This window comes from Nakamurella panacisegetis, from assembly GCF_900104535.1.
In the GTDB taxonomy this organism is placed as follows: domain Bacteria; phylum Actinomycetota; class Actinomycetes; order Mycobacteriales; family Nakamurellaceae; genus Nakamurella; species Nakamurella panacisegetis.
This window is the reverse complement of the sequence record NZ_LT629710.1, coordinates 663133-687956: the sequence shown is the minus strand read 5'-3', so window position 1 is coordinate 687956 and position 24824 is coordinate 663133. Positions and strand designations below refer to the sequence as shown.

Annotated in this window: 21 protein-coding genes, 1 pseudogene and 1 riboswitch; of the genes and pseudogenes, 11 read left to right on the top strand and 11 right to left on the bottom strand. The window is 69.6% G+C overall.

Going from position 1 to position 24824, the window contains the following annotated elements; translation table 11 throughout:
* Window positions 1–37 precede the first annotated feature (37 nt).
* Window positions 38–1387, top strand: a complete 1350-nt coding sequence (locus tag BLS97_RS02995; RefSeq protein WP_331710771.1) for a YVTN family beta-propeller repeat protein — start codon at window positions 38–40, stop codon at window positions 1385–1387.
* Between the two features lie 18 nt (window positions 1388–1405).
* On the opposite strand, the gene BLS97_RS02990 is transcribed toward BLS97_RS02995, so the two are convergent.
* On the bottom strand, window positions 1406–2335 hold the full coding sequence (locus tag BLS97_RS02990) for a polysaccharide deacetylase family protein (protein WP_090474536.1): 930 nt from the start codon (window positions 2333–2335) through the stop codon (window positions 1406–1408).
* Between the two features lie 110 nt (window positions 2336–2445).
* Here BLS97_RS02990 and BLS97_RS02985 point away from each other — a divergent pair, with 110 nt between their 5' ends.
* On the top strand, window positions 2446–3018 hold the full coding sequence (locus tag BLS97_RS02985) for a dienelactone hydrolase family protein (RefSeq protein WP_090474535.1): 573 nt from the start codon (window positions 2446–2448) through the stop codon (window positions 3016–3018).
* A 25-nt stretch (window positions 3019–3043) separates the two neighbouring features.
* Here the strand turns inward: BLS97_RS02985 and BLS97_RS02980 are convergent, their stop codons facing one another.
* Window positions 3044–3412 (bottom strand): ArsR/SmtB family transcription factor, encoded by a 369-nt coding sequence (locus tag BLS97_RS02980; RefSeq protein WP_090474534.1) that lies wholly within the window; start codon window positions 3410–3412, stop codon window positions 3044–3046.
* Between the two features lie 98 nt (window positions 3413–3510).
* Here BLS97_RS02980 and BLS97_RS02975 point away from each other — a divergent pair, with 98 nt between their 5' ends.
* Together BLS97_RS02975 and BLS97_RS02970 are read left to right on the top strand one after the other, a co-directional pair.
* Entirely contained in the window at window positions 3511–4644 is a 1134-nt protein-coding gene (locus BLS97_RS02975) for a cation diffusion facilitator family transporter (protein ID WP_090474533.1), read from the top strand.
* 105 nt (window positions 4645–4749) lie between these two features.
* Window positions 4750–4883, top strand: a riboswitch (TPP riboswitch).
* Window positions 4880–5974, top strand: a pseudogene (locus tag BLS97_RS02970) (purine-cytosine permease family protein); the annotation flags it as partial. Its footprint overlaps the riboswitch before it by 4 nt.
* Before the next feature lie 236 nt (window positions 5975–6210).
* Here BLS97_RS02970 and BLS97_RS23680 read toward each other — a convergent pair.
* Entirely contained in the window at window positions 6211–6930 is a 720-nt protein-coding gene (locus BLS97_RS23680) for a TenA family protein (RefSeq protein ID WP_090474531.1), read from the bottom strand.
* 45 nt (window positions 6931–6975) lie between these two features.
* On the bottom strand, window positions 6976–7998 hold the full coding sequence (locus tag BLS97_RS02960; protein ID WP_090481160.1) for a LacI family DNA-binding transcriptional regulator: 1023 nt from the start codon (window positions 7996–7998) through the stop codon (window positions 6976–6978).
* Between the two features lie 155 nt (window positions 7999–8153).
* Here BLS97_RS02960 and BLS97_RS02955 point away from each other — a divergent pair, with 155 nt between their 5' ends.
* On the top strand, window positions 8154–8930 hold the full coding sequence (locus tag BLS97_RS02955) for a TIM barrel protein (protein WP_090474530.1): 777 nt from the start codon (window positions 8154–8156) through the stop codon (window positions 8928–8930).
* A gap of 97 nt (window positions 8931–9027) precedes the next feature.
* Here BLS97_RS02955 and BLS97_RS02950 read toward each other — a convergent pair whose 3' ends face one another.
* Window positions 9028–9732 (bottom strand): DsbA family oxidoreductase, encoded by a 705-nt coding sequence (locus BLS97_RS02950; RefSeq protein ID WP_090474529.1) that lies wholly within the window; start codon window positions 9730–9732, stop codon window positions 9028–9030.
* A 142-nt stretch (window positions 9733–9874) separates the two neighbouring features.
* Here BLS97_RS02950 and BLS97_RS02945 point away from each other — a divergent pair, with 142 nt between their 5' ends.
* The 3 genes from BLS97_RS02945 to mmuM all read left to right on the top strand — a co-directional run bounded on the left by BLS97_RS02945 (window position 9875) and on the right by mmuM (window position 12150).
* The gene (locus tag BLS97_RS02945; RefSeq protein WP_090474528.1) at window positions 9875–10372 is read left to right on the top strand and encodes an NUDIX hydrolase; all 498 of its coding nucleotides are present in this window, start codon (window positions 9875–9877) and stop codon (window positions 10370–10372) included.
* Entirely contained in the window at window positions 10369–11160 is a 792-nt protein-coding gene (locus BLS97_RS02940; protein WP_157695135.1) for a nucleotidyltransferase family protein, read from the top strand. The genes BLS97_RS02945 and BLS97_RS02940 overlap by 4 nt, the downstream gene beginning before the upstream one ends.
* Window positions 11161–11253: 93 nt before the next feature.
* Window positions 11254–12150, top strand: coding sequence for a homocysteine S-methyltransferase (gene mmuM / locus BLS97_RS02935; protein ID WP_090474526.1), 897 nt, complete (start codon window positions 11254–11256; stop codon window positions 12148–12150).
* Here the strand turns inward: mmuM and BLS97_RS02930 are convergent.
* Complete coding sequence (locus BLS97_RS02930; protein ID WP_090474525.1) at window positions 12133–12834, bottom strand: DUF998 domain-containing protein; 702 nt, start codon at window positions 12832–12834, stop codon at window positions 12133–12135. The two genes, mmuM and BLS97_RS02930, sit on opposite strands and share 18 nt — an antisense overlap.
* A gap of 161 nt (window positions 12835–12995) precedes the next feature.
* On the opposite strand from BLS97_RS02930, the gene BLS97_RS02925 reads away from it, so the two are divergent.
* The gene (locus BLS97_RS02925) at window positions 12996–15713 is read left to right on the top strand and encodes an MGH1-like glycoside hydrolase domain-containing protein (protein ID WP_090481157.1); all 2718 of its coding nucleotides are present in this window, start codon (window positions 12996–12998) and stop codon (window positions 15711–15713) included.
* 42 nt (window positions 15714–15755) lie between these two features.
* Here BLS97_RS02925 and BLS97_RS02920 read toward each other — a convergent pair whose 3' ends face one another.
* On the bottom strand, window positions 15756–16796 hold the full coding sequence (locus BLS97_RS02920) for a lysylphosphatidylglycerol synthase transmembrane domain-containing protein (protein WP_157695134.1): 1041 nt from the start codon (window positions 16794–16796) through the stop codon (window positions 15756–15758).
* Window positions 16797–16955: 159 nt separating this feature from the next.
* On the opposite strand from BLS97_RS02920, the gene BLS97_RS02915 reads away from it, so the two are divergent.
* Entirely contained in the window at window positions 16956–17831 is an 876-nt protein-coding gene (locus BLS97_RS02915) for a 3-hydroxybutyryl-CoA dehydrogenase (RefSeq protein ID WP_090474523.1), read from the top strand.
* Between the two features lie 65 nt (window positions 17832–17896).
* Here BLS97_RS02915 and BLS97_RS02910 read toward each other — a convergent pair whose 3' ends face one another.
* The 4 genes from BLS97_RS02910 to BLS97_RS02895 form a co-directional block, all read right to left on the bottom strand.
* Window positions 17897–19693 (bottom strand): AMP-dependent synthetase/ligase, encoded by a 1797-nt coding sequence (locus BLS97_RS02910; protein ID WP_090474522.1) that lies wholly within the window; start codon window positions 19691–19693, stop codon window positions 17897–17899.
* A 121-nt stretch (window positions 19694–19814) separates the two neighbouring features.
* Window positions 19815–20726 carry a transglutaminase family protein gene (locus BLS97_RS02905; RefSeq protein WP_090474521.1) on the bottom strand — a complete coding sequence of 304 codons (912 nt, stop codon included), beginning with the start codon at window positions 20724–20726 and terminating at the stop codon, window positions 19815–19817.
* A complete protein-coding gene (locus BLS97_RS02900) occupies window positions 20723–21688 on the bottom strand; it encodes an alpha-E domain-containing protein (protein WP_090474520.1) in 966 nt (321 codons plus the stop codon). Before BLS97_RS02900 ends, BLS97_RS02905 begins: the two co-directional genes overlap by 4 nt.
* Window positions 21682–23463, bottom strand: a complete 1782-nt coding sequence (locus BLS97_RS02895) for a circularly permuted type 2 ATP-grasp protein (protein WP_407938037.1) — start codon at window positions 23461–23463, stop codon at window positions 21682–21684. Before BLS97_RS02895 ends, BLS97_RS02900 begins: the two co-directional genes overlap by 7 nt.
* Before the next feature lie 356 nt (window positions 23464–23819).
* On the opposite strand from BLS97_RS02895, the gene BLS97_RS02890 reads away from it, so the two are divergent.
* Window positions 23820–24767 (top strand): cation diffusion facilitator family transporter, encoded by a 948-nt coding sequence (locus BLS97_RS02890; RefSeq protein WP_090474519.1) that lies wholly within the window; start codon window positions 23820–23822, stop codon window positions 24765–24767.
* Window positions 24768–24824 lie beyond the last annotated feature (57 nt).

The following is a 24824-nucleotide window of genomic DNA, read 5'->3' as shown; positions in this document are numbered from 1 at the left end:
GCGGGTCGGGGCCGGGCCGCATAGGGTTGGCCCCGTGATGCAGATCCGGACCACGGAGCGACGAAACCGAACCGGTGCGCAACGGCTGGCCTGGCTGGTGGCCGCCGGGCTGCTCATGGCCTCGTGCACCAGCGCCGGGGCCAAGGCCCAGGAATCCGCGGTACACCCGGTGACGACACCCGAGAGCACCACCGCGACCGCGCTGGGTACCCGGGCGGCGGCACCGGGCAGCGGTCCATCCACACCCAGTACTCCGGCCTCGTCGGTTCCGGGCCGGACTCCGCCGTCCAGCCCGGGTCGGATCCCGCTGTCGTCGCCGCACCCCACCACGAAGGCCGGCGCGGCCGGAGGTCTACCCGGCATGCCGCCGGTCGCCGATCCGCACAACGTGTACGCCGACGCGGCCGCCGGGCGGCTCAGCGCCGCGGTGGCCGGGGATCCGCCGTACGCCTACGTTCCGCACAACCGATCGGGCGACGTCTGGGTGATCGACCAGCGCACCCACGCGGTGATCCGGAAGTGTCACGTCGGCATCGAGATTCAGCACGTCGTCCCCTCCTACGATCTGACGAAGCTGTACGCGACCGACGACGTCGGCAATCACATCAGGGTCATCGACCCGCGGACCGGCGAGTGCGGGCGGGAGATACCGGTCAAGGACCCGTACAACATGTACTTCACGCCGGACGGCCGATATGCCATCTCCGTTGCCGAGGAGTATCGCCAACTCATCTGGTACGACCCGGTGACCTGGAAGGTGCACGACACCACCTCGATTCCGGGGTGCGCCGGGATCGACCACGCCGACTTCAGTCCCGACGGTCGCACGGCCGTGTTCACCTGCGAGTTCGCCGGGCGGGTGGCGGTGGTCGACATCGTCACCCACCGGGTGGAGCGGTTGATCGACATGCCGGTCCGCAACACCATGATGGGGCCGCAGGACATCAAGCTGGCTCCTGACGGGAGTGCCTACTACATCGCCGATTCCGACTCCAACGGCGTCTGGGTGCTCGACGGCGCGGCGCGAAAGGTGCTGCGGCACATCGCGACCGGTCGGGGAGCGCACGGCCTGTATCTGAGCCGGGATGCATCCGAGCTGTACGTGACCAACCGGCTGGCGGGCACGATCAGCGTCCTGAACTCGCGGACCGGCGCTCTGCTGACCACCTGGGTCATCCCGGGCGGCGGCAGCCCGGACATGGGCAACGTCAGCGCAGACGGAAGTCAGCTGTGGGTCTCGGGTCGGTATAACAGCGTGGTCTACGTGTTCGACACGCGCAACGGTCACCTGCTGGCCCGGATACCGGTCGGGGACGAGCCGCACGGGCTGGCCCTGATGCCCATACCCGGGCGATACAGCCTGGGGCACACCGGCATCACCCGCTGACCGGGTGAGCCCGGCCGATCAGCCGCGGAGCAGAGTGCTCACCGTGACGGCCGTCAGGTGCCGGGATCGCAGATCGTCCAGGATGCCGGGCAGTGCGTCGACGGTGCCCTGGTGTCCCAGGTGCATGCTCACGATCGAACCGGCGCGAGCCTCGCGGACGTTGGCCCGGATCGCCGAGGCCCCAGGATCGGTCCAGTCCATGGAGTCCAGGTCGTACGACAGGCACGTGGCGTAACCCGCTGCCCCGGCCTCCCTGCGCACCAGTGCATTCGCGGTGGGCGACTGGGACTGCCGGAAGTAGCGGCCGGCCGACCCGATCTGCGAACGCAGCAGATCCCGGCAGCGGACGATCTCGGCCGTCACATCGGTGGCCGACAGCGAGTTGATGTCCTGGTGCGACCAGGTGTGATTGCCCATCTCGTGACCGCCGGCCACGATCGCCGGCCCGATCTCCGGGTTCTCGGCCAGCCACGTCCCGACGGCCATGACCGTGATCAGGGCCTTCTTCTGCCGGGCGATCTGCAGGATCTGGCGGGCCAGGCCGGTGTCGCCGGCGCCGTGAAAGGTCAGGGCGACCTGACCCCGGTCGGTCGGACCGTGGGAGATCTGTTCCGCCGGTCCGCCGGGGGGCCGGGTCGACGTCGGGGCGGTCCGGCTGGTCCGGGTGGGAGGGGCTGCCGGGCGGGACGACGGCCGGGACGCGGTCGAGCGGCCGGGAGTCGACGCGGTCGTGGTGCCGGGGGTCGTGGTCGCCCGTGGCCGGGCGGGCGATGAGTTCACCCGGGGGACCGATAACGCCGCGGAGGCCGACCCGGGGCCGGTCGCGGCGACGTCCGGCGAGGGGGCCGGGGGACCGGACCGGATGGCCGAGGTGCACGCGGCCGCGACCGCCGCGGTGAACGCCAGGCCCACCCCGATCAGGGCCCGTCGCGATATTCCACTGTGCATGAGGGAAGTATCCGGCCGGATCCCGATCTGACCCAATCGAGCACGATCGCCCGGCCCCGCCTAGGATTTCTCCGACCTCGATCCGTCCGCCGTCTTCGGAGAGGCACGTCATGGCCGAAGTGCTGCTGTTCCATCACGCCCAGGGGCTGACTCCCGGCGTGGTGGCCCTTGCGGACGTGCTCCGCGCCGCCGGGAACACCGTCCACACCCCCGATCTGTACGACGGGCACACCTTCGATGTGCTCGACGACGGGCTGGCCTACGCCGGTGGCGTCGGGTTCGAGGAGTTGATGAAGCTCGGGGTGCGGGCCGCCGCCGAGCTGCCGGAAGCCCTGGTGTACATCGGGTTCTCCTTGGGCGTGATGCCCGCGCAGAACCTGGCCCAGACCCGGCCCGGTGCCCGGGGGGCGGTCTTCATGGGCTCCTGTCTGCCGGCGGGTGAATTCGGGGGCTGGCCGCCGGAGGTGCCGGTGCGGATCCACGGCATGGCGGCCGACCCCATCTTCACCGGCGAGGGCGATCTGGAGGCGGCCCGCGAGCTCGTCAGCTCGGCGCCGGATGCTGAATTGTTCCTCTACCCGGGTGATCGCCACCTGTTCGTCGGCCGATCACTGCCCGACTACGACCCCGACGCCACTGAACTGCTGCTCGACCGCACGGTGCGGTTCCTGCGCGAGGTGTGAACGACGCGCGGTCCCGCGGCCGCGCTCAGTCGTGGACGGGCTCGCCGGTGATCTGGTGGTCGGCCTGGAACATCGCTTCCCGCAACAGATTGCGGACGTGCCCGCCGCGCAGCCGATAGACGATCCGGCGCCCCTCGCGGGTGCCTTCGACCAGACCGGCCAACCGGAGCTTCGACAGATGCTGGCTGGCCACGGTCGGCCGGCAGCCGGCTGCGGCGGCCAGGCTGGCCACGTCCATCTCGCGGGAGGACATGGCCCACAACATGCGCACCCGGGTCGGATCGGCCAGCATCGCGAACGAAACCACGGCTGCGTCCACCTGGGCCGGTGACGGATTCTCCGGGTGGGGACCGCCGACCGCGGCAACGGCATCCGTGGTCGCGGGGACGGTCATACATCTCACCCTAGCCGACCACCTTCATACCTTCACGGATGCGAAGATGACGATAGTATGACGGCGAACCCAACCGGCCCGGCGAAACGAGTCACCTGATGAGTCACCTTGTTGTCCGCGAGCATTCCGACCTCGACCTACCCGCGGCAGCCGAGCACGAGCACGACCACGACCACGATGAGCACGGGCACAGCCACGCCAATCACGACGAGCACGAACACGGCCACTCGCACGAGCACGGCCACTCACACGACGTGAGTTCCCCGTGGTCATCGATCAGGCATTGGCTGTCGGAACTGGTCGGCGGGCATTCCCACGACACGGTCGACGCCATCGACGACGCGCTGGAGGCCGACAGTGCGGGCCGACGGGCCCTTGTGATCAGCCTCATCGGGCTGGGTCTCACGGCCGCCATCCAGGGCGTGGTGGTGCTGCTGTCCGGCTCCATCGCCCTGTTGGGCGACACGCTGCACAACGTCGCCGACGCACTGACCGCAGTGCCCCTGCTGATCGCGTTCACGTTGGTCCGTCGACCGCCGAACAAGCGCCACACCTACGGTTACGGCCGCGCCGAGGACATCGGCGGGCTGTTCGTCATCGCCATGATGCTGCTGTCCAGCGTTCTGGCCGGATACGAGGCCATCGCCCGGCTCATCCATCCGCAGCCGGTGTCGCACCTCTGGGCGGTGGCCGGGGCCGGACTGATCGGCTTCCTGGGCAACGAGATCGTGGCCCGCTACCGGATCCGGGTCGGGCGCCAGATCGGATCGGCCGCACTGGTCGCCGACGGCCTGCACGCCCGCACCGACGGATTCACCAGTCTGGCCGTCCTGCTCGGCGCCGGCGGCGTCGCCCTCGGCTGGCGTTGGGCCGACCCGGTGGTCGGACTGCTGATCATGGTCGCCATCCTCGGAGTGCTCCGGTCGGCGATCCGTCAGGTCGGGGCCCGTCTCATGGACGCGGTCGATCCCGGTGTGGTGGACCTGGCCGCCGCGGCGATCGGCACGGTCGACGGGGTGCGACAGATCCGCGAGCTCAGGTTGCGCTGGATCGGGCACACCCTGCGGGCCGAGGCCGAGATCACCGTCGATCCGGCGCTCACCGTGCAGGAGGCGCACCAGATCGCCGATCACGCCGAGGCCCACCTGCTGGCCGGGGTGCGTCGCCTGGCCGCCGCCACCATCCAGGTCAGCCCGGCCCGGGTCGAGGCCGATCCGCAGCCGCACGGGTGAGCCACCGCCGGTGACGCGGCCCGGCTTCTCGGTGGGGCCACCGGTTCACCGGGACGGTGCCGGACCGGGACGGTGCCGCGGACGGGCACCGATCCCCCTACACTGATCGCATCCCGCGGGAGCCCGCAGATCGGGCTGAGAGGGTGGACGAGCGGCGGAAACATCGAATCCGCCCAGGCCACCGACCGCTTGAACCTGATCCGGCTAGTACCGGCGCAGGGAGAGGTTGGCTGTCATGTCCACATCTGTATCCAGATCGTCCCGACCATCGGCTGCATCGTCGGTGGCCCCTCCAGACGAGGCGCCGCACACCCTCACCGAGGCCGCCCCCCGCACCCTGGGCCTGCTCGACCAGCTGGGGCTGTGGGGCAACCTCGGGGTCAGCCTCCTCGGTTTCGCCGGGGCGGTCGCCGTCCTGCAGCCGTCCGGCGCGTCGCCGCTCGGGCTCACAGCGGCGATCGTCGCCATCGTCACCGGATCGGTACTCGGCGGGTTGATCCTCGGGGCGACGCTGGTGCTCGGAGCCCGGACCGGGGCGCCGGCCATGGTGCTTCTCCGCGGACTGCTCGGGGCCAAGGCCTCGTTCGTCCCGACCGTGCTGAACATCGCACAGTGCCTGGGCTGGGCTGTGTTCGAGTTGTTCGTCATTTCCAGTGGACTGCAGGCCCTTTCCCGCGGTCACCTGCCGTCCTGGCTCTGTGTCGTCGTCGCCGGCGCCGTCACCACCGGGCTCACCCTCCGGCCGCTCGGCGCCATCCGGGTACTGCGCAAGTACGTCTCCGTCCTGGTCGTGCTGTCGATGATCGTTCTTGCTGTCGGCCTGCTGCGCCGTCCGACCGGCGCGATCACCGGTTCCTGGGGCGGATTCTGGCTCGCGGTCGACGCGGTCATCGCCCTGACCATCTCCTGGGTCCCGCTCGGGGCCGACTACTCGCGTCATTCCCGCAGCGCCCGTTCGGCTTTCGCCGGCGGCTTCCTCGGATACGGGGTGACCCAGGTCGCCTGTCTGTTGATCGGCGTGGTGGCTCTGACCCAGCTCGGCTCGAGCAACGGAGATCAGATCCCCGATCTGTTCCTGACCCTCCCGTTGGGCACGGTGGCCTTCGCGATCCTGGTGCTGCGGGAGACCGATCAGTCGTTCGCGAACGTCTACTCCACCGCTGTCTCGATCCAGAACATGGCCCCGCGTTGGGATCGGCGGATCCTGACCGTGCTGATCGGGGCGGGTACGACGGTGCTCGCGCTCACCGTCGACGTGTCCCAGTACGAGAACTTCCTCTACCTGATCGGGGCCGTCTTCATCCCGCTGTCCGGTGCTCTGGTCGCCGGCTGGGCCCGCTCACGCGTCGCGGTTGCCCCGCCCGCGCCGGTGGTCGACGGTTCGTCGAGCGCCGAACCCACGGCCCTCGTCGCCGTCTGGGACGTGTCGGATGCGGCGCCCGTCCGGCCTGGGATGATCGCCGCCTGGATCATCGGATTCGTGGTCTACCAGTTGATCAACCCGGGCGGGATCGCCGGGTGGTCCTCGTTCTGGACCCGGATGGGGACCGACCTGCACCTCATCGGTCACCCGTGGCTGTCGGCCTCGATCGCCTCGTTCGTGGTCGCCGTGCTGGTGGCCCTGCCCTTCGCATCGCCGAAGGCGGGCCAGGTCTCGCCGCGCCAGGCGGCGTCCCAGAACATCCACTCGTAACGGGCGGCGGTGGCGAACGCGGCGTGCATGTCCGCCACCACCGAGGCCGACGAATTGGACGCGCACCGGTCGACGATGTCCTTGGCCCGTGCGGTCGCGGCTGCGAAATCCGGATCGCCGTACGTCTGGATCCAGTCTGCGTACGGATGTCCGGACAGGTCCAGACCGTCCATCAGCCGCTGACCCGTGTCCTGGTAGATCCAGAAGCACGGCAACAGCGCGGCGGCCAGTACCGGGTAGCTCCCGCGCGCCGCCGCGCCGAGCAGGAAGGTGACGTAGGCCGTCCCGGCCGGTGACGGCGGCGCCGCGTCGAGGTCGAGCACCCGGCCGGCGTGCAGCGTGCGTTCCACCTCGATGGCGTCGTGGGCGGAGCGGGCCCAGAACGACAGATCGTCGGGGTGCGAGGCTTGTGCCGCGCACATGGCCAGGGCGCGGGCGTACCCCAGAAGGTAGTGCGCGTCCTGTGCCAGGTAGCCGAGGAACGTTGCCTCGGCCAGGGTTCCGTCCCGCAGACCCAGCAGGAACGGATGCTCGTCGATGGCCCGCCGGATCGTCGCGGTGTCGGCCCAGGCGGTGTCGGTGAAGCGGTCCATGGTGTTCCTGTCTCCTCGGGATGGGTTCGAACGATCAGTGGCTGGTCAGGTCCGGGGAGGTGGCCCGGTGCTGCTGCGAAGTACCAGTTCAGGCGGGATGACCTGCTCCCGGGGGCCGATGCGGGTGCCGTCGAGCCGGCCGGCGATGCGAGCGACCGCCAATCGGGCCAGCCGGCCCGGATTCTGGCCGACCGTCGTCAGGTCGACGTAGGACAGAGCGGCCAGCCGACTGTCGTCCCAGCCGATCACCGAGACGTCCTGCGGGACCTGCCGCCCGTTGCGGTGCAGCGTGTCCAGGACGCCAAGGGCGCAGCGGTCGTTGTAGGCCACCACCGCGGTCGGCGCAATGCCCTGGGCCAGCAGGGTTCTGGTGGCGGCCGCGCCGTACTCCTCGGTCGGACCGCCCGGCACCACCCGGGCCTGATCGGCGAGGGCGTGACGGCCCATGGCGCCGGCGAAACTCCGGCGTCGCTCGGCCGAACCCGGCGCCGAGGCGCCGTCGACATGCGCGATCCGGGAATGGCCGGCCGCGACGAGATGTCCGACGGCCAGCGACATTCCCTTGTCGTCGGCCGACCGGACGGTGTCGACCCCCGGATGACGAACGCTGCGGCCCACGACGACCAGCGGCATCCGGGACGCCCAGCGGCCGAGCGTGGCGACGGGTACCCGCGGGCCGAGCAGGATCATCGCCTCGCACCGGTCGTCGAGCAGGGTCTGGGCGGCCCGCTCCTCGCTGCGACTGGGCGCCACCGCACTCAGGACCACCTCGTAGCCGGCCTCCTGTGCGGCGGTGTAGATCCCTTCGACCAGGTCACCGTGGAACGCTTGCTGCACCTCGAAGGAGACGCCCAGCAGTCTGGAGCGCTGGCGCCGGAGCATCCGCGCCCGCTGGTCCGGTCGATAGCCAAGGCCCTCGGCCACGGCCAGCACACGCTGCCGGGTGGCCGCCGAGGCACCGGGCACGCCGCGGATGACGATCGAGACCAACGCCGGCGAGACACCGGCCACCGCGGCGACATCGGCGATCGTCGCTCGACGCTCGACACTCGGGCGGTCCCCGGTCACGGTGCTCCTTCGGCTTCGGGGGTCCGGGGTCACCGGGCCGCTGATCCCGTCCACCCTAGATCGTTCTATGTCCAGGGGCGGAGCCTTGACCCCCGGGTTTGGGCGGTCGTAGGCTGCTGCGTCTAGAACGTTCTAGGCACGCGAAGGTGAGCGCCATGGGTTTCGATCTCGCGGTCAGCGCCGAAATGGTGTTTCTCGACCTTCCGTTCGCCGAGCGGGTGGCCAAGATCCACGAACTGGGCTTTGCGGCGGAGATCTGGGACTGGACGTCGAAGGACATCGATGCCCTGGTCGCGACCGGTGCCCGGTTCACCTCGATGACCGGCCACATCGCCGGCAACCTCACCGATCCGGCCGGGATTGCGGAGTTGCTGCGGACGGCGGCGCTGTCACTCCACGCCGCCGAGCGGCTCAACTGCCCGAACCTGAACCTGACCGGCACCGCACTGGACCGGAACGGGCTTCCGGTGGTGCCGGTCTCGGAGGTCACCGGGGCGATGTGGTTGGCCGCGGGCCGCACGCTGGGGCGCCTGGCCGAGCTCGGCGAGCGGGCCGGTCGGACGTTCCTGTTGGAGAACCTGAACACCGCGGTCGACCATCCGGGGACGCCGTTCGCGCGGGCGGCCGACACGCTGGCGCTGGTCGCGGCGGTCGACAATCCGCACCTGAAGATGAATCTCGACCTCTACCACGCCCAGATCGGCGAGGGCAATCTGATCGAACTCGTCGAGCGGGCGCTGCCGCACATCGGGGAGATCCAGGTGGCCGACGTCCCCGGTCGCCGCCAGCCCGGCACGGGCGAGATCAACTACCCGGCCATCGCCCGTGCCCTGCGACGTCTGGGCTACGACGGCGTGGTCGCCTTCGAGGGCTGGGCCGCCGGCGATCCGCTGCTGGCCCTGGAGCACTTCCGGGCCGCCTTCACGCTGTAGCGACGCGCTGGGAGCCCTCTCCGGGTGGTCGGCCACGCTCCGGTCGCGTATTCGGGGCCGGTGGAATCAGGGGAGCGAACCGGGTTCGGCCGCAGCCTCACACCGAGCAGGTATCGCCCTCGCACGACCCGGCGTTCCCGGCCGTCATCGTCAACGGGTGGGCATCGGACCAGGCCTGGTTGAGCACGTCCAGCAGGGCCGGCGCCGGCTGGGCCCCGGACACACCGTACTTGGCGTCGATGACGAAGAACGGGACTCCGCTGATCCCGTAGGCCCGCGCCTGGGCGATGTCGGCCCGCACGTCGTCGGCGTAGCGGTCGCCGGCCAGGGCGGCCTCCACCTCGGCGCGGTCCAGCCCCGCCTCGACGGCCAGATCGGCGAGGGTGCCGTGGTCCCCGACCGGCAGGCCGTCGGTGAAGGTGGCCTTCATCAGTCGCTCCTTCAGCACGTCCTGCCGACCCCGGGCCAGGGCCAGGTGCAACAGCCGATGGGCGTCGAAAGTGTTGGCGGCCTTCATCTTCTCGAAGTGATAGTCCAGACCTTCGGCAGCCGCCGTCGCCGTCAGGTCGTCGTGCATCCGGGCCGACTTCTCGCGGCTGAGGCCGAGTTTGTCGGCAATGGCCTGGATGTGGTCGTGGTCCGACCCGGGCGACGCGCTGGCGGCCGTGGGATCGAGTTGGAACGAATGCCACGTCACCGAGACGTCGTCGCGGTGGGCGAACTGCCGGAGAGCGGACTCGAAGCGGCGCTTGCCGAGGTAACACCAGGGGCAGACGACGTCCGACCAGATATCGATCTTCATGCCGAGTCCAACCCGCTCTCCGGCAGCAGCATTCCCGGCTCGATGCGCGCGTCGGGTCGAGGGGCGGGCAACGCGGGCGTGCTAGCCTTCTCCGGACCTAGAAATCGCTCTGACCAGCACAAATACCGAGGAGAACCGTCGTATGTCTGAGGTGGGCCCGAAGGGCGGTTTACGGTCTCGTGTCCGTTCGGCGGCCTACTCCGCGTTCGGATACCTGCCGCCCCGCGTGCGCCGGGGCATTGTCGGTGTGGTCGCGCCGTCGTTCACCGTCGGGGCGCTGGGCGTCATCCACGACGGCGATCTGGTCCTGTTCGTCCGGCAGCAGCATCGGCCCGGGCTGGCGCTGCCCGGTGGACTGCTCAAGAAGGGCGAACCGGCGCGCCGGGCCCTGGTGCGCGAATTGGCGGAGGAGCTGGGGGCCGACGCGTCCGGTTTCGCGGCCGCGCCCGACACCGCCCATGTCGATCCGGGCAAGACCAGAGTCGACCTGATCTTCTTCTGTGCCGCCGACCGGGCGACGATGGCCCTGACTCCGGCCGCAGAGGTGTTGTCGTTCGAATGGCGCCGGATCGACGACGTGGAACTGACGCCCCAGACCCGCGAGATCCTGGCTTCAGTCGGGGACCGCATTCCGAGATGAGTTCAACCGCAACCGATGTCGTCGGGGTGGTGCTGGCGGCGGGTCGCGGGTCGCGGCTGAGTCCGATCACCGATTTCGTCCCCAAGCCGCTGCTGACCGTGGACAATGAGCGACTGCTCGATCTGGCGCTGGCGCGGCTCGGGGCGGTGGTCGCCGACGTGGCCGTCAACGCCCACCACCTGGCCGAGAAGATCGCGGACGCGGCAACGGCTTTCCGGCCGTCGGTGCACGTGTCGTTCGAGCGCGAGAGACTGCTCGGGACGGCCGGGGCGCTCCGTCACCTGCGCGATTGGATCGACGGGCGCCCGGTGCTGGTGAACAACAGCGACCTGTGGCTGTCCGACCCGATCGACCGATTCCTCGACGATTGGGACCGGGAACGCCCGCGGCTGCTGGTCCGGGACATGGGGCGCCCGGCCGACTTCGGTACCTACCGGTACATGGGCGTCAGCACGGTTCCGGCGAAAGTTGCGGCCGCGCTGGAATATTCGCCCGATGGGCTGTACTCGGCCGTCTGGAAGGACGCGTATCGGCGCGGGGAACTGGAATTCGTCGAACTCACCGGACGCTCGTTCGACTGCGGCACGCCGGCCGAATTCCTGACGGCCAACCTCTCCGCCTCGGGATCGTCGTCGGTGGTCGCGCCGGACGCGCAGGTGCTCGGTGACCTTGACCGCTGCGTGATCCTGTCCGGCGCGCGGGTGGCTGCGGGGGAGCGGTTGGTGTGCGCCATCCGGGACCGCTTCGGAAACACCCTGACGGCCGATCCGGCCGACGTCGCGTCCTGACCCGGCGTCCGGCGGCTGGACGTGCCCCGACGAACCCGGACGACTGAGCACGCGCATTCGTGAGTCCGGCTGATCCGACGTAGGTTGGGCGCCATGACGACCTTGCCGCAAGCCGTGGCCGCCGGGCCGGTTGTGCTCGACGGGGGATTGGCCACCCTGCTCGAAGCCCGCGGTAACGACCTGACCTCTGACCTGTGGTCGGCCCGGTTGCTGCTCGACGATCCGGACGAGATCGTCGCCGCTCACCGGGAGTACTTCCAGGCCGGTGCGCAGGTGGCGATCACCGGCTCGTACCAGGCTTCGTACGAGGGTTTCGCACGGTTGGGGTTGAGCCGGGCCGAGTCCGAGGCGGCGCTGCTGGCCTCCGTCGCCTGTGCGGTGCGAGCCCGGGACCAGTTCGACGACGGGTCGCCGCGGTGGGTCGCCGCCTCGATCGGCCCCTACGGCGCGGTGCTGGCCGATGGCTCGGAGTATCGCGGCGACTACGGCCGGACCGCGACCGAACTCTACGAGTGGCATCGTCCCCGGTTCGAGGTGTTGGCCCGGTCCGGTGCCGACGTGCTGGCCTTCGAGACCGTTCCGGCGATGGTCGAGGTGGAGGCGATCGTCCGGCTGCTCGACGGGACCGGACTGAGGGCCTGGATCTCGCTGACCGCCGAGGACGGCCGGACCAGGGCCGGCGAGCCGATCGAGGACGCCTTCGCCCTCGCCGCATCAATCCCCGAGGTCTTCGCGGTCGGGGTCAACTGTTGCCCGGCACCGCAGGTCGCCGGCCTGGCCGCCGCCGCGTCGGCCACCGGGAAGTCCGTGGTGGTCTACCCCAACAGCGGTGAGGTGTGGGACGGCGTCACGCGCTCGTGGTCGGGTGACCCCACCTTCACCGCGACCGAGGTGGAGTCGTGGACGGCGGCCGGAGCGTCGTTGATCGGTGGTTGCTGCCGGGTCGGCCCGGCCCAGATCAGCGCCTTGGCGTCAGCTCTGCGGAACTGACCGGGCGCTCCGTCGTACCAGCACGGTCACCAGGACCAGAGCGGTCACCTCGGTCAGGGCCATGCCCCGTTCCACCAACCCGAGCGGGATCTGGGTCCACCAGGCTCGCGGGGCGACCGCGATCGCGATCAGGATCGGCACGAACCACAGCAGCGACACGGCCCCCGACCAGAAGGCCAACCGCGCCGTCGCCCGGTGCGCGCCACCACGTCGCCGGGCCAGGGCCATCACGGCGACCGGCAACGCGAGAAAGGCGACCAGGCTGGCCATCCGGTGGACCTGGCCTGAGCTGCTGATGGCACCGAGGGCCCAGTTGTGCTTGGGAAAGTTCACCAGCGTGAGCAGGCCGGCCACCCACAGGACGCCCCCGACGGTGGCTCCCGAAACGGGCTTGACCTGCCGCACCATGATCGCCCCGGCAAACGTCGCCACCGACGCGCCGGCCAGGGCCACCACGGCCAGGTTGAACGCCCAGGCCGATGTGGTCAACGCGTACTCGCTGATCGTGCGGTGCACCGGCGAGATCGCCGAGGTCGGCGGGAGGAGATGCAGGAGCGTGAAGGTGACCACGGTGACGGTGATCGCGGCCAGGGAGATCCAGGTCAGGAACCGGACCGGGATCGAGGCGGTCCGGTCACCGTTCGCCTGCACGTCGGCCGATCGGCTCGCCACCTCATTGGACACTGATCACTCTCCACCTCGGGTCGGACGAACCTGCTCTCCGGAAGTCCCGACCGTACGCAGGTGCGTTGTGCGGCGTCTGTGAGCGGTCGGTCCGACGGGCTGGATCCCGCACCCGACCGATCCGAAGGCACGGGCCAGCCGCCCGTGCGACAGTGGTAGCCGTGAGTACCCAGGGGCGTCACGCCAGGTCGACCGATCAGGCTGCGCATCGCAGTGCCGAACACGCACGACTGGCGGAGTCCCCGTCGGCGTCCGGCCCGTGGCGGCTCTGGGGTCCGTACCTGTCGGGACGGCAATGGGGCACGGTCCGCGAGGACTATTCGGCCGACGGGGACGCCTGGGCCTATCTGCCGTTCGAACAGGCCAGGGCCCGCGCCTACCGGTGGGGCGAGGACGGACTGGGTGGAATCTCGGACCGTTACGGTTTCCTCAATCTGTCGGTGGCGCTGTGGAACGGCCAGGACCCGATCCTCAAGGAACGGCTCTTCGGGCTGGCCAACGCCGAGGGGAACCACGGCGAGGACGTCAAGGAATACTGGTGGGTGCTCGACGGCACGCCGACCCACTCCTGGATGAGCTGGCTGTACCGGTATCCGCAGGCCGAGTATCCGTACCAGCGACTGCGGGAGGAGAATGCGCGGCGCGGCCGTGACGACCGCGAATTCGAACTCGGTGACACCGGGATCCTCGATCAGAACCGATTCTTCGACGTCCGCGTCGACTACGCCAAGGCCGGGCCTGACGACATCTGCGCCGAGATCACCGTGACCAATCACGGACCCGATCCGGCGCCGTTGGACGTGTTGCCGCAGATCTGGTTCCGGAACACCTGGGCCTGGGGGGTCGACTCGCGGACGCCGAGCCTGCACACCATCGACCCGATGATGTTCGGTGGCCGGTCCCGGGCCGTGGAATGCACGCACGAATTCCTCGGTCGTTACGTCCTGGCCGCCGAGGGAGCGCCCGAGGTCCTGGTCTGTCAGAACGAAACGAATGACGTGGCGTTGTTCGGATCCGAGAGCAACCCGACGCCGTACACCAAGGACGGCATCGACAACCGGGTGGTACATGGTGATCTCACTGCGGTGAATCCGGACGGCCACGGTACCAAGGCCGCGTTCTGGTACCACTTCGACGCGATCGCGCCCGGCGCGTCGGTGACCATCCGTCTGCGACTGTCGACCGAGGACGTCAACGCCGACACCTTCGGGGAGGCCTTCACCGCGGTGGTGGCCGACCGCCGCGCCGAGGCGGATGACTTCTACGGATCGGTCATCCCGCAGGAGCTGCCGGCGGCCGACGTGATCATCGCGCGCCGGGCGTTCGCCGGCCTGCTGTGGGGCAAACAGCTCTATCGCTTCGACGTGCGACGCTGGCTGCAGGGTGATCCCGGCGAGCCTGTCCCGCCCCGCGAGCGGAACGGTCCGCAGGGCCGCAACATCACCTGGGAGCACCTGTCCCTGGCCGATGTGATCAGCATGCCGGACGAATGGGAGTACCCGTGGTTCGCCTCCTGGGACCTGGCCTTCCAATGCGTGGCCCTGGCCCACGTCGACCCGGCGTTCGCCAAGGACCAGTTGCTGCTGCTGTGCCGCGAATGGGCCATGCACCCGAACGGGCAGCTGCCGGCCTACGAATGGAATTTCTCGGACGTGAATCCGCCGGTGCATTCCTGGGCGGCCTGGCAGGTCTTCCTGGTCGACGGTGGGAACGACCACGATTTCCTGATCCGCATCTGCACCAAACTCCTGCTGAACTTCTCCTGGTGGGTGAACACCAAGGACGCCGACGGTTCCAATCTGTTCGAGGGCGGATTCCTCGGCATGGACAACATCGGTTTTTTCGATCGGTCGGCCAAGCTGCCGGCGGGATACCGGTTGGAGGAATCCGACGCCACCAGCTGGATGGCCGTCTTCTGCCTCAACATGCTGCAGATGTCCCTGGAACTGGCCATGACCGTCCCGGCCTGGGACGACATCGCGACCAAGTTCCTGGAGCACTTCCTGTCCATCTCCAAGGCGACCCGCAGTTCCGGCGGGACCGACAACGCCCTGTGGGACGAGCAGGACGGCTTCTACTACGACATCCTGGTGCACCCCGACGGCGGTCACCAGAAGCTGCGGGTGCGGTCCATGGTCGGTCTGCTGCCCGTGCTGGCGGTGGCCACCGTCGCCCCCGAGGTCTGGTCGAAACTGCCGGATTTCACCGCGCGCCTGGCGTGGCTGCGGCGTCGCCGACCGGACCTGGCCGAAGGGGTCGTCACGGACCACGGCGCCGGTCACGGGGTGATGTTCGCGCTGGTCGACCAGGATTCCTTGATCCGGCTGGCCGGCCGGATGCTGAACGAGTCGGAATTCCTCTCCCCGTTCGGCATCCGCGCACTGTCGGCGGCCTACCGCACGCCCTTCTCGGCCGAGATCGAAGGCCAGCAGATGACCATCGACTACGAGCCGGGGGAGTCGCGGTCCGGGCTGTTCGGCGGCAACTCGAACTGGCGCGGCCCCATCTGGTTCCCGGTCAACGTGTTGCTGGCCGACGCCCTGCGGCGGCATGCCGGGTACTTCGGCGACACCGTGACCACGGCCATGCCGGCGCCGAACGGACCGCAGGTCCGGTTCGACGAGGCGGCCGACGTCATCGACGACCGCCTGGTCGACCTGTTCCGGCGGGGGCCCGACGGGCGGCGTCCCAGCAACGGCAACCGCATCGAGGCCTCGGCGGATCCGTTGTGGGCCGATCACATCACCTTCAGCGAGTACTTCAACGGTGATACCGGCGAGGGCCTGGGGGCATCGCACCAGACCGGCTGGACCGCCTTGGTGGCCCACCTGCTGTGCCGCCCGAAGGTCAGTCGGGGCGAATCCACCGTCAACCGCTGACCACGGCGGTCAGTTGCTGACCACGCCCGGCCGGGCGCCGGGTCAGGCGGTGGGCGCCGGGCCGGTGGGCCGGCGGATCATGATCAGGGTGATGCCCCCGACGACGAGGATCAGTCCGAGTTTGACCGCCCGGTAGAGCAGCGCGCCGGCCACGGCCACGCCGGCCGGCAGGCCGGATCCGACCAGCGCCGCGCCGAGCGCGATCTCGACCACCCCGAGTCCGCCCGGGGTCAGGTTCAGCGAGGAGGCGCCGGAGCCGACCGCCCAGGCCAGCACGATGCCGTGCCACGGGACGACGCCGTGCACGGCCATGATGGCGCAGACCAGGCAGGCCAGATCGGCGATCCAGTTGAGCGCGGCCATGCTGGTCGCCACCGTCGCGCTGGGTGTGCTCAGGCGCAGAGAGGTCAGTTGCCCGAGCGCGGACGAGGTCAACTCGGCGGCGTCGCCCCGCGGTCGGCGGGCCACCCGTTGCGTCAGCCGGAGGACCGCGGTCATCACCGTCGCGGCCAGGGCGTTCACCTTCGGCCGGCGCAGACCGGCGAACAGCAGGATGAGCGGCAGGACCACGCACACCGAGGTGATGAAGCCGGTGATGGCCAGCCCGGTGGAGCCGCTGATCATCGCCCCACCGGCGGCGATGGCCGCGAAGCTGACCGTCGAGTACACGCCGGAGATGGCCAGCGCCCAGCCGGCGACCGCCCGGTCCACCCCGATCGCGGTGAACCGCCGGTAGGAGAAGACGGTGGCCGCGGCCGAGCCGATCACCGGTACGGAGATCGAGATCGCATTGCCAGCGTAGACCGTGGCCAGCACCGACGGCAGCGGCTTCTGGCCACCCCGGACGCTGATCAGCCGGCGCTGCTCGCGGGCCAGCGCGCTGATCGAGAGCACCTGGGCCAGGATCGCCATGACGACCCAGTGCCACTTGGCGTGGGTCAGCAGTTCGGGGAGGCCGGCCAGCCGGTGCCGCTGCCAGATCAGCAGAGCGATGACGACGATGTAGAACAGGACGGTCAGGACGATCCGCACCGGGCGGACCCGGGGCAGATCGATCGGTGGTTCCTGCTCCCTCGTCGTCACTGGGCGTCCTCGATGGTCGTCGTTGTCCAACCAGTGTGACGCTCCCGGTCCCCCGACGGAGCGCACCGGGCCCGGATCACCAGGCTGGCGGAGCGCGTCGTATCGTCCGACGGACAGACCAGCCGGCGCATCCCGCGCCGAACACCAGGAGGCCACCACATGAGCGCACCCACCGCCAACGGCATCACCCGGGTCGGCGTCGTCGGGGGTGGCCTGATGGGATCGGGCATCGCCGAGGTCTGCGCGCGGAGCGGCCTCGACGTCGTCGTGTCCGAGGTGCGGGAGGAGTTCGCCGACTCGGCTCGGCAGCGGGTGGCGACGTCCCTGGCCCGGGCGGTCAAGTCCGGCAAGGCCACCGACGCGGAGGCGGCGCAGGCGCAGGGCCGGATCCGGGTGCTCGTCGGGCTCGATGCCCTGGCCGATCGGCAGCTGGTGATCGAGGCGGCCACCGAGAACGAGCAGCTCAAGCTGAAGGTGTTCACGGACCTGGACGCCATCGTCACCGACCCCGAGGCCATTCTGGCCTCCAACACGTCGTCGATCCCGATCTCCAAGCTGGCGGTGGCCACGAACCGGCCGCACCGCGTGGTCGGCGTGCACTTCTTCAACCCGGCCACCGTGCAGAAGCTGGTGGAGATCATCCCGTCGCTGCTGACCTCGGAGGAGACGGTCGCGACGGTGGTCGACTTCGCCGAGCGGGGTCTGGGCAAGACGGTCGTCAGAGCCAAGGATCGGGCCGGGTTCGTGGTGAACGCCCTGCTGATCCCGTACCTGCTGTCGGCGGTGCGGATGTTCGAGGCCGGCCACGCCAGCGCCGAGGACATCGACAACGGCATGGTCCTGGGCTGCGCGCATCCGATGGGACCGCTGCGACTGCTCGACCTGGTCGGCCTGGACACCACCAGGTCCGCCGCCGAGTCCATGTACGCCGAGTACGGCGAGCCGCACTTCGCGCCGCCCGCCCTCCTGTCCCGCATGGTCGAGGCCGGCCTGCTCGGCCGCAAGACCGGCCGCGGCTTCTACACCTACGCCTGAGCGCGGCTAGGCCTGAGCGCGGCTAGGCCCGAGCGTGGGCGGCGCCGCCGGCGGCCGGGGCCGGGTCAGCCGGTGTACAACTCGTCGAGCCGGCCCATGTGCTGCTTCTCGACCACCTTGCGGCGGACCTTCATCGACGGGGTCAGTTCGCCGTCCTCGACGGTCAGGTCCCGATCGAGGATGACGAACTTCTTGACCGTCTCCCACCGCTCCAGCTTGGAGTTCAACTCGTCGATGTAGCCGCCGATCAGTTCGCGGACCTTCGGCTCGGTGGCCAGCTCCCCGACCGACCGGCCTTCCAACCCGTTGGCCGCGGCCCAGGTGAGGATCTCGTCCGGGTCGAGCGTGATCATGGCCGAGATGAACTTGCGGCCGTCGCCGTGCACGATGATCTGCGACGCGTACGGACACACGGCCTTGAAGATGCCCTCGATCTTCTGGGGCGCGACGTACTTGCCGCCGGAGGTCTTGATCAGGTCCTTCTTGCGGTCGGTGATCTTGAGGTAACCGTCGACCAGCTCGCCGATGTCGCCGGTGTGCAGCCAGCCGTCGACGGTCAGCACCTCATGGGTGGCCTCCGGCAGGTTGTGGTAGCCCCGCATGATTCCCGGGCCCCGGACGAGGATCTCGCCGTCGGATGCGATGATCACCTCGGTTCCCGGCAGCGGCGGCCCGACGGTACCGATCCGCGCGTCGTCGGGCAGGTTGACGAAGGTCGCGGCGCTGGTCTCCGTCATGCCGTAGCCCTCGAGGATGACGAGGCCGGCCGCGTCGAACCACTCCGCCACATCCCGGGACAGGGCCGCCGAACCGGAGATGAAGAACCGGATCCGGCCGCCCACGACGGCGCGGATCTTGGTGAACACCAGCTTGTCGGCCAGCGCGAGCTGCAGGGAGTGCAGGCGGGTCAGCGGCGTGCGGGCCTGCCGTTGTCGCGATGCGGCCAGCCCGACGGCGAAGGCCCAGTCGAAGATCTTCGCCTTCAGGCCCCCGGCGCCCTGGCTGGTGAGGGTGACCCTGGCCTTCACCTTCTCGAAGATCCGGGGCGCGCCGGCCATGAACGTCGGCCGCACCTCGCCCAGGTTCTCCACGATCTTCGTCAGGTCGCCGTCGACGGCGGTGGCGAAACCGATCTGCAGCTGAATGGCGATCAGCATCTTCCCGAACACGTGGGACAGCGGGAGCCAGAGGTACTGCACGTCGTCGGGCCGCAGGATGCCCAGCTCGGTGACGGCCTTGCCCTCGTACGTCCAGTTGTCGTGGACCAGCCGCACCCCCTTGGGCCGGCCGGTGGTGCCGGAGGTGTAGATCAGGGTGGCCAGGTTCTCGCCGGTGAGGGCGTCGATCCGGGCATCGACGACGCCTGGCTCGGCGGCCCGCAACGCCTTTCCGCGGGCGGCGAGCTCCGACCAGGACAGCACCTTGTGCCCGTCCCCTTCACCGTCGATCAGGACGATCGCGGCGACGTCGGGCAGGCCAGCGCCGGTGACCTTGGCCGCCTGCCCCGCGTCCTCGGCGATGACCACGACCGAGCCCGAGTCGGCCAGGATGTACTCGACGTCCTCGGCCGTGGTGGACGGGTAGACGGTGGTGGTGGCCGCGCCGGCGCAGGCGATGGCCAGGTCGGCCAGGATCCACTCGAGCCGGGTCCCGGAGGCGATGGCCACCCGCTGCTCGGACGTCACACCCAGATCGATGAGACCGGCCGCGATGTCGTACACCTGATCCCGGGTCTGGGCCCAGGTCTGCGATTCCCAGCCGGATCCGGACTTGTGCCGGTAGGCCTCGGAGTCCGGGGTGGCCTTGACCCGGTCACGGAACAGGTGCCCGAACGAAGTCGATCGGGTGTCGATGCTGGCCATCTCGCGTCCTCCTTGACGGTGCCCGCGGCCGTCATCGAACAGGTCGAGCCGTCGGGCGGGTTCTCTGGTCGAGGTTACGTGGCCCGCGGCGCTCGTTCGGATCAGGCCCACCCGGCGACGGTCAGCGCAAACGGGTGACGCGAACGGTGACCTCGTTGCCGCTGGCCTCCGGTCCGGCGTACACACCCTTCACCGGTGGCACATCCCGGTAGTCCCGTCCGCGTCCGACCACCACGTGCGAGTGACCCGGGGCGGAGGCGTTGGTCGGATCGAACGGCACCCACATGCCGTCGAACCATTCGACCCAGGCGTGCGACTGCCCGACCACGGTCTTGCCGATCTCGGCGTCCCGGTCCGGGTGCAGGTACCCCGAGACGTACCGGGTCGGCACCCCCATTGCTCGCAGCATCCCGATCGCCAGGTGCGAGAAGTCCTGGCACACACCACGCTTCTCGGACCAGGCCTCGGCCGCCGAGGTGTGCACCCCGGTGGCGCCCTGTTCGTACCGCAGCGACTTGGTCAGCAGCGAGCACACCGCCCGTCCGGCGGCCGACGGGTCCGCGGCCTCGCTGCGGATCTGCTCCGACAGCCCGTTGAGCTCGTCGTCGAGTTCGGTCAGGTGGGTCGGCGTCAGGAACTCCTCGTACCGGTCGTGCGCCCCGGATGCGGCGAGCTGCTCCCAGGTGAGTCGTTCCGGGTCGGCCACCCCGGCGCCGTACCCGCCGGCCCCGAACGCGGTGGACGGAAAGGTCTCCACGGTCGAGGTGGCGGTCACCGTCAGGTGGCGGTGCGGGCGGTGCACATCGAAGGAAGCGACGCGGGTGCCGAAGTAGTCCAGGTAGCTGGTGACGCCCTCGAACGGATCGATCTCGATCCGGGACGACAGGACGGCCTGGCCGGGTTCGTCCGACGGCTGCATCCGGAACTCGTTGTAGGACGTGGTGACGGTGTCCGGGTAGGTCAACTCGGTGCGGTGCACGATCAGCAGGCGCCAGATGTCCGGCCCGTAGGCGTTCTCCGAGATGGCCGTCATGCCAGCGCCCCGTCCGATCCGATGTTGGCCCACGTGACCTCGTCGCCACGCCGGAAGAAAGAATTGGTGACGGCGACATGGGCACTGGCCACCGTGCGCTGCAGGCTGCTCAACAGGCTGGTCAGTTCGGAGGTCAGCTCGGTGCCGGTGCGGTAGTCGAGCCCGGTGCGGGTGCGGCCGACGATCCGGCGGGCCGATGACGGGTCCCGGCGCGGGTCTCGCTGTTGCATCGAACCGGCGGCCTCCAGTTCGGCCAGTGACGCCTCGGCCGCCGTCAGGCAGCGCAGCACCGATCGCGGGAACTTGCGGTCCAGTAGGGCGAATTCGATCGCGGTGCGCTGGCCGATGGAGCCGCCGTGTTCGCGGACGTACGGCTCCCAGCCGCCACAGGCGGACACCAGGGCGCGCCAGGGCGGAACCGATCCGGTTTCGGAGTCGGCCGCGGCGATCAGCCGGATCGTCATGTCGGCCCGTTCCAGGGCGCGGCCGACGGCGAGGAAGTGCCAGCCCTCGTCGTGGCTCATCACCTGATCGGTCAGGCCGGCCGCGATCGCGCACCGTTCGGACACCCACCGCAGGTAGGTGTGCGGTCCGCCGCCGGTCGAGGCCCGGCTGCGCAGCCCGTGCCAGGTGACGTTGAGGCATTCCCAGACGTCCAGCGGCAGCGCGTCGCGGACGCCGCGGGCGTTGTCGCGGGCGGCGATCAGCGCGCCGGAGACCGATGACGCCCGCTCCGTGTCGAAGACCAGGGTCCGGATCAACTTCCCGGAGTCGGCGCCCTCGACCTCGTCGTCGCCGGACAGGCCCATCGAGTCGACCAATGACCGGATCACCTGGTGGTCGGTGGCCCAGGAGCCGGTGGGGAGCAGGTGCAGGTAGGTGTCCAGGATGCGGGCCGTGCAGTCGGCCCGCTCCACGTGGCGGCCCAGCCAGTACAGGGATTCGGCGATCCGGCTCAGCATGGCAAACCACCGGCCGTGTGGTTCTCCATGCGGTTGATCTCGCTTCTCCGGAGGTGGGCGTCGGATCCTTCGGCGAGGCGGAGATGCGGCGCCGCCTGCTGCTGCTGGCCCTGCTGGTGGCGGAGCGCCGAGCCCCCGTCGTCGGGGGTCACCGGTGGGTCGAAGAAGAAGGCCCCGGTGCTCTGGGCGGCCGACTCCTGCCAGTGACTCGGCGATGGGCTCCCGGCGGGGTTGAACTCGTCGTGGTCGTGGTCGTGGTCGTGGTCGTGGTCGTAGTCCGAGTCCGCGATGTCCGCCGGCAGGTCCGCCTGCACCTGCAGCGGGGGTTCGACGTGCCTGGACTCCGGGGCGGCGAGCACCCACGTGTCCTTGGATCCACCGCCCTGCGAGGAGTTGACGACGAGTTCGCCCTCGGGCAGCGCGACCCGGGTCAGACCGCCCGGCAGCACCCACACCGAGTGGCCGTCATTGACGGCGAACGGGCGCAGGTCGACGTGCCGGGGGCGGATCTTGTCCCCGATCAGGGTCGGGACGGTGGACAGGGCGATCTCCCGCTGGGCGATCCAGCCTCGCGGGTTCTCCAGGATGGCCTGGCGCGCCTTGGCCAGGGTGGAGGCGTCGGCCTGCGACCCGATGACGATGCCCTTGCCGCCGGAACCGTCGACCGGTTTGATCACCAGTTCGGCCAGGTGCTCCAGGGCGTAGGCCAGGTGGTCCGGCTCCTCCATCCGATAGGTGTCGACGTTGAGCAGGATCGGCTCCTCGCGCAGGTAGTACCGGATGATGTCGGGCACGTAGGTGTAGACCAGCTTGTCGTCGGCGATGCCGTTGCCGACCGCGTTGGCGATGGTCAGATTCCCGGCCCGGGCTGCGTTGATCAGGCCGGGCGAACCGAGCATCGAGTCGAGCCGGAACTGCATCGGGTCCAGGAACTCGTCGTCCAGACGGCGGTAGATGACGTGCACCGGCATCTCGCCGCCGGTGGTGCGGACGAAGACGCGGTTGTTCCGGCAGATCAGGTCGCGGCCCTCGACCAGTTCGACGCCCATCTCGCGGGCCAGCAGCGTGTGCTCGAAGTAGGCCGAGTTGTAGACCCCAGGGGTCAGGACGACGACCGTCGGGTCGGTGACGTTGGACGGGCTGACGGCCCGCAGGGCAGCCAACAACCGGCCCGGATACTCGGCCACCGAACGGATCTGCTGGTCGCCGCCGGCCTCGGACAGCACCTGGGAGACGGCCTGCCGGTTCTCCAGCACGTAGGAGACCCCGGACGGGACGCGGACGTTGTCCTCCAGGACGCGGAAGGCGCCGTGCTCGTCACGGATCAGATCGACCCCGGAGATGACGATCCGGGCGCCGTCCTGGTTGTTCATCCCGGCGACCTGACGGTGGAAGTGCGGGGACGTGGTCACCAGGCGACGAGGCACCACCCCGTCCTGGAAGATCTGCCCGGGGCCGTAGCAGTCGGCCAGGAACGCCTCGAGGGCGCGCACCCGCTGCGGGACGCCGGTCTGCACGACCTTCCACTCCTGCGCCGTCACGATGCGCGGGATCAGGTCCAACGGGAAGGGCCGCTCGACGCCACCGAGGGCGAACGTGATGCCCTGGTCGAGGAAGGTGCGGCCCATGATGTCGGCCCTGGCCTTCAGATCCGCGGCCGAAAGGGTCTGCAGAGCGGCATGTACGGATTCGTACGCGGGCCGGATCACTCCGGGACCCGAGAACATCTCGTCCCACGCCCGCCCGAACGGATAGTCCTGGAACAGGTCGGCCATGGCCCGAACCGTAGGTTCGACGTGTTTCGCGGTCATGACAGTGCATTGTGGCCCTGTTACGTGACGCAGGTGACAGTTGGGGAGGACAGTTCGTGCTGCCGACCGGCGCCCCGACGGTATCGGTGAGGATGATCGCCGGCGCGGGGTCGGCCGGTGAGACGGGGTGTCCGGCGGCCTGGCCGTCTGCGCGACCACGGACCGAACTCCGGTGGCGGGCCGTGGGAGGATCGGGGCCCCATCGGGTAAAGAAGTGGTCACATCGAACGGGACAGGCGGGGCATGAGCGAGGATCGCAGCGGGATATGGGCCGGGCGTGGAGCGAACCGCGCTGAATGCCGGCGCGAAATGCGGGCGGCATGAGCACCGGGGGTGGCAACAAGGCGATCATCGCGGCGCTGTCGGCCAACGTCGGGATCGCGCTGGCCAAGTTCGTCGGGTTCCTGCTCTCCGGGGCCTCGTCGATGCTGGCCGAGGCGGTGCACTCGCTGGCCGATTCCGGCAACCAGGTGCTGCTGCTGATCGGCGGCAAGAAGTCGCGGCGCAAGGCCACCGCCGAGCACCCGTTCGGGTTCGGACGGGAACGCTACGTCTACGCGTTCATGGTGTCGATCGTGCTGTTCAGCGTGGGCGGCGTGTTCGCCATCTATGAAGGGGTGCACAAACTCCAGCATCCGGAGGCGGTGGAGAAGGCCTGGCTGCCGATCACCATCCTGCTGATCTCGATCGCGCTCGAGGGCTACTCGCTGCGGACCGCGCTGCACGAGTCGGCCGAGCACCGCCGCGGCATCAGCATCGCCCAGTTCATCCGCCGGGCCAAGGCGCCGGAGCTCCCGGTGGTGCTGCTGGAGGACATGGCCGCCCTCATCGGTCTGGTGCTGGCGTTCCTGGGCGTGGTGGTCGCCGTCATCACCGGCAACGGAGTCTGGGACGGGGTCGGAACGGTCGCCATCGGCGTCCTGCTGGTCCTGGTCGCGTTGATCCTGGGGGTGGAGGTGAAGAGTCTGCTGGTCGGCGAGGGCGCGTCCCCGGCCGATACGGAGGCCATCGTCACCGCGGCCGTCGCCGGGGAGGACATCGAGAAGATCATTCACATGAAGACGCTCTATCTCGGTCCGGACGAGTTGATGGTCGGGATGAAGGTCGCGGTCGCGGCGACCGACTCGGCCCGGGATGTCGCCAACGCCATCGACGCGCTGGAGCGTCGGGTCCGCGCGGCCGTCCCGATCGCCCGCGTCATCTACATCGAGCCGGACGTGTACGACCCGACCCGGGCCGACTCGGCCCCCTTGCCGACCGAGACCTGACCCCGGCGCATACACAACGGCCCGGCGCCTACAGTTCTGCCCAGATCGGCGTCGAAC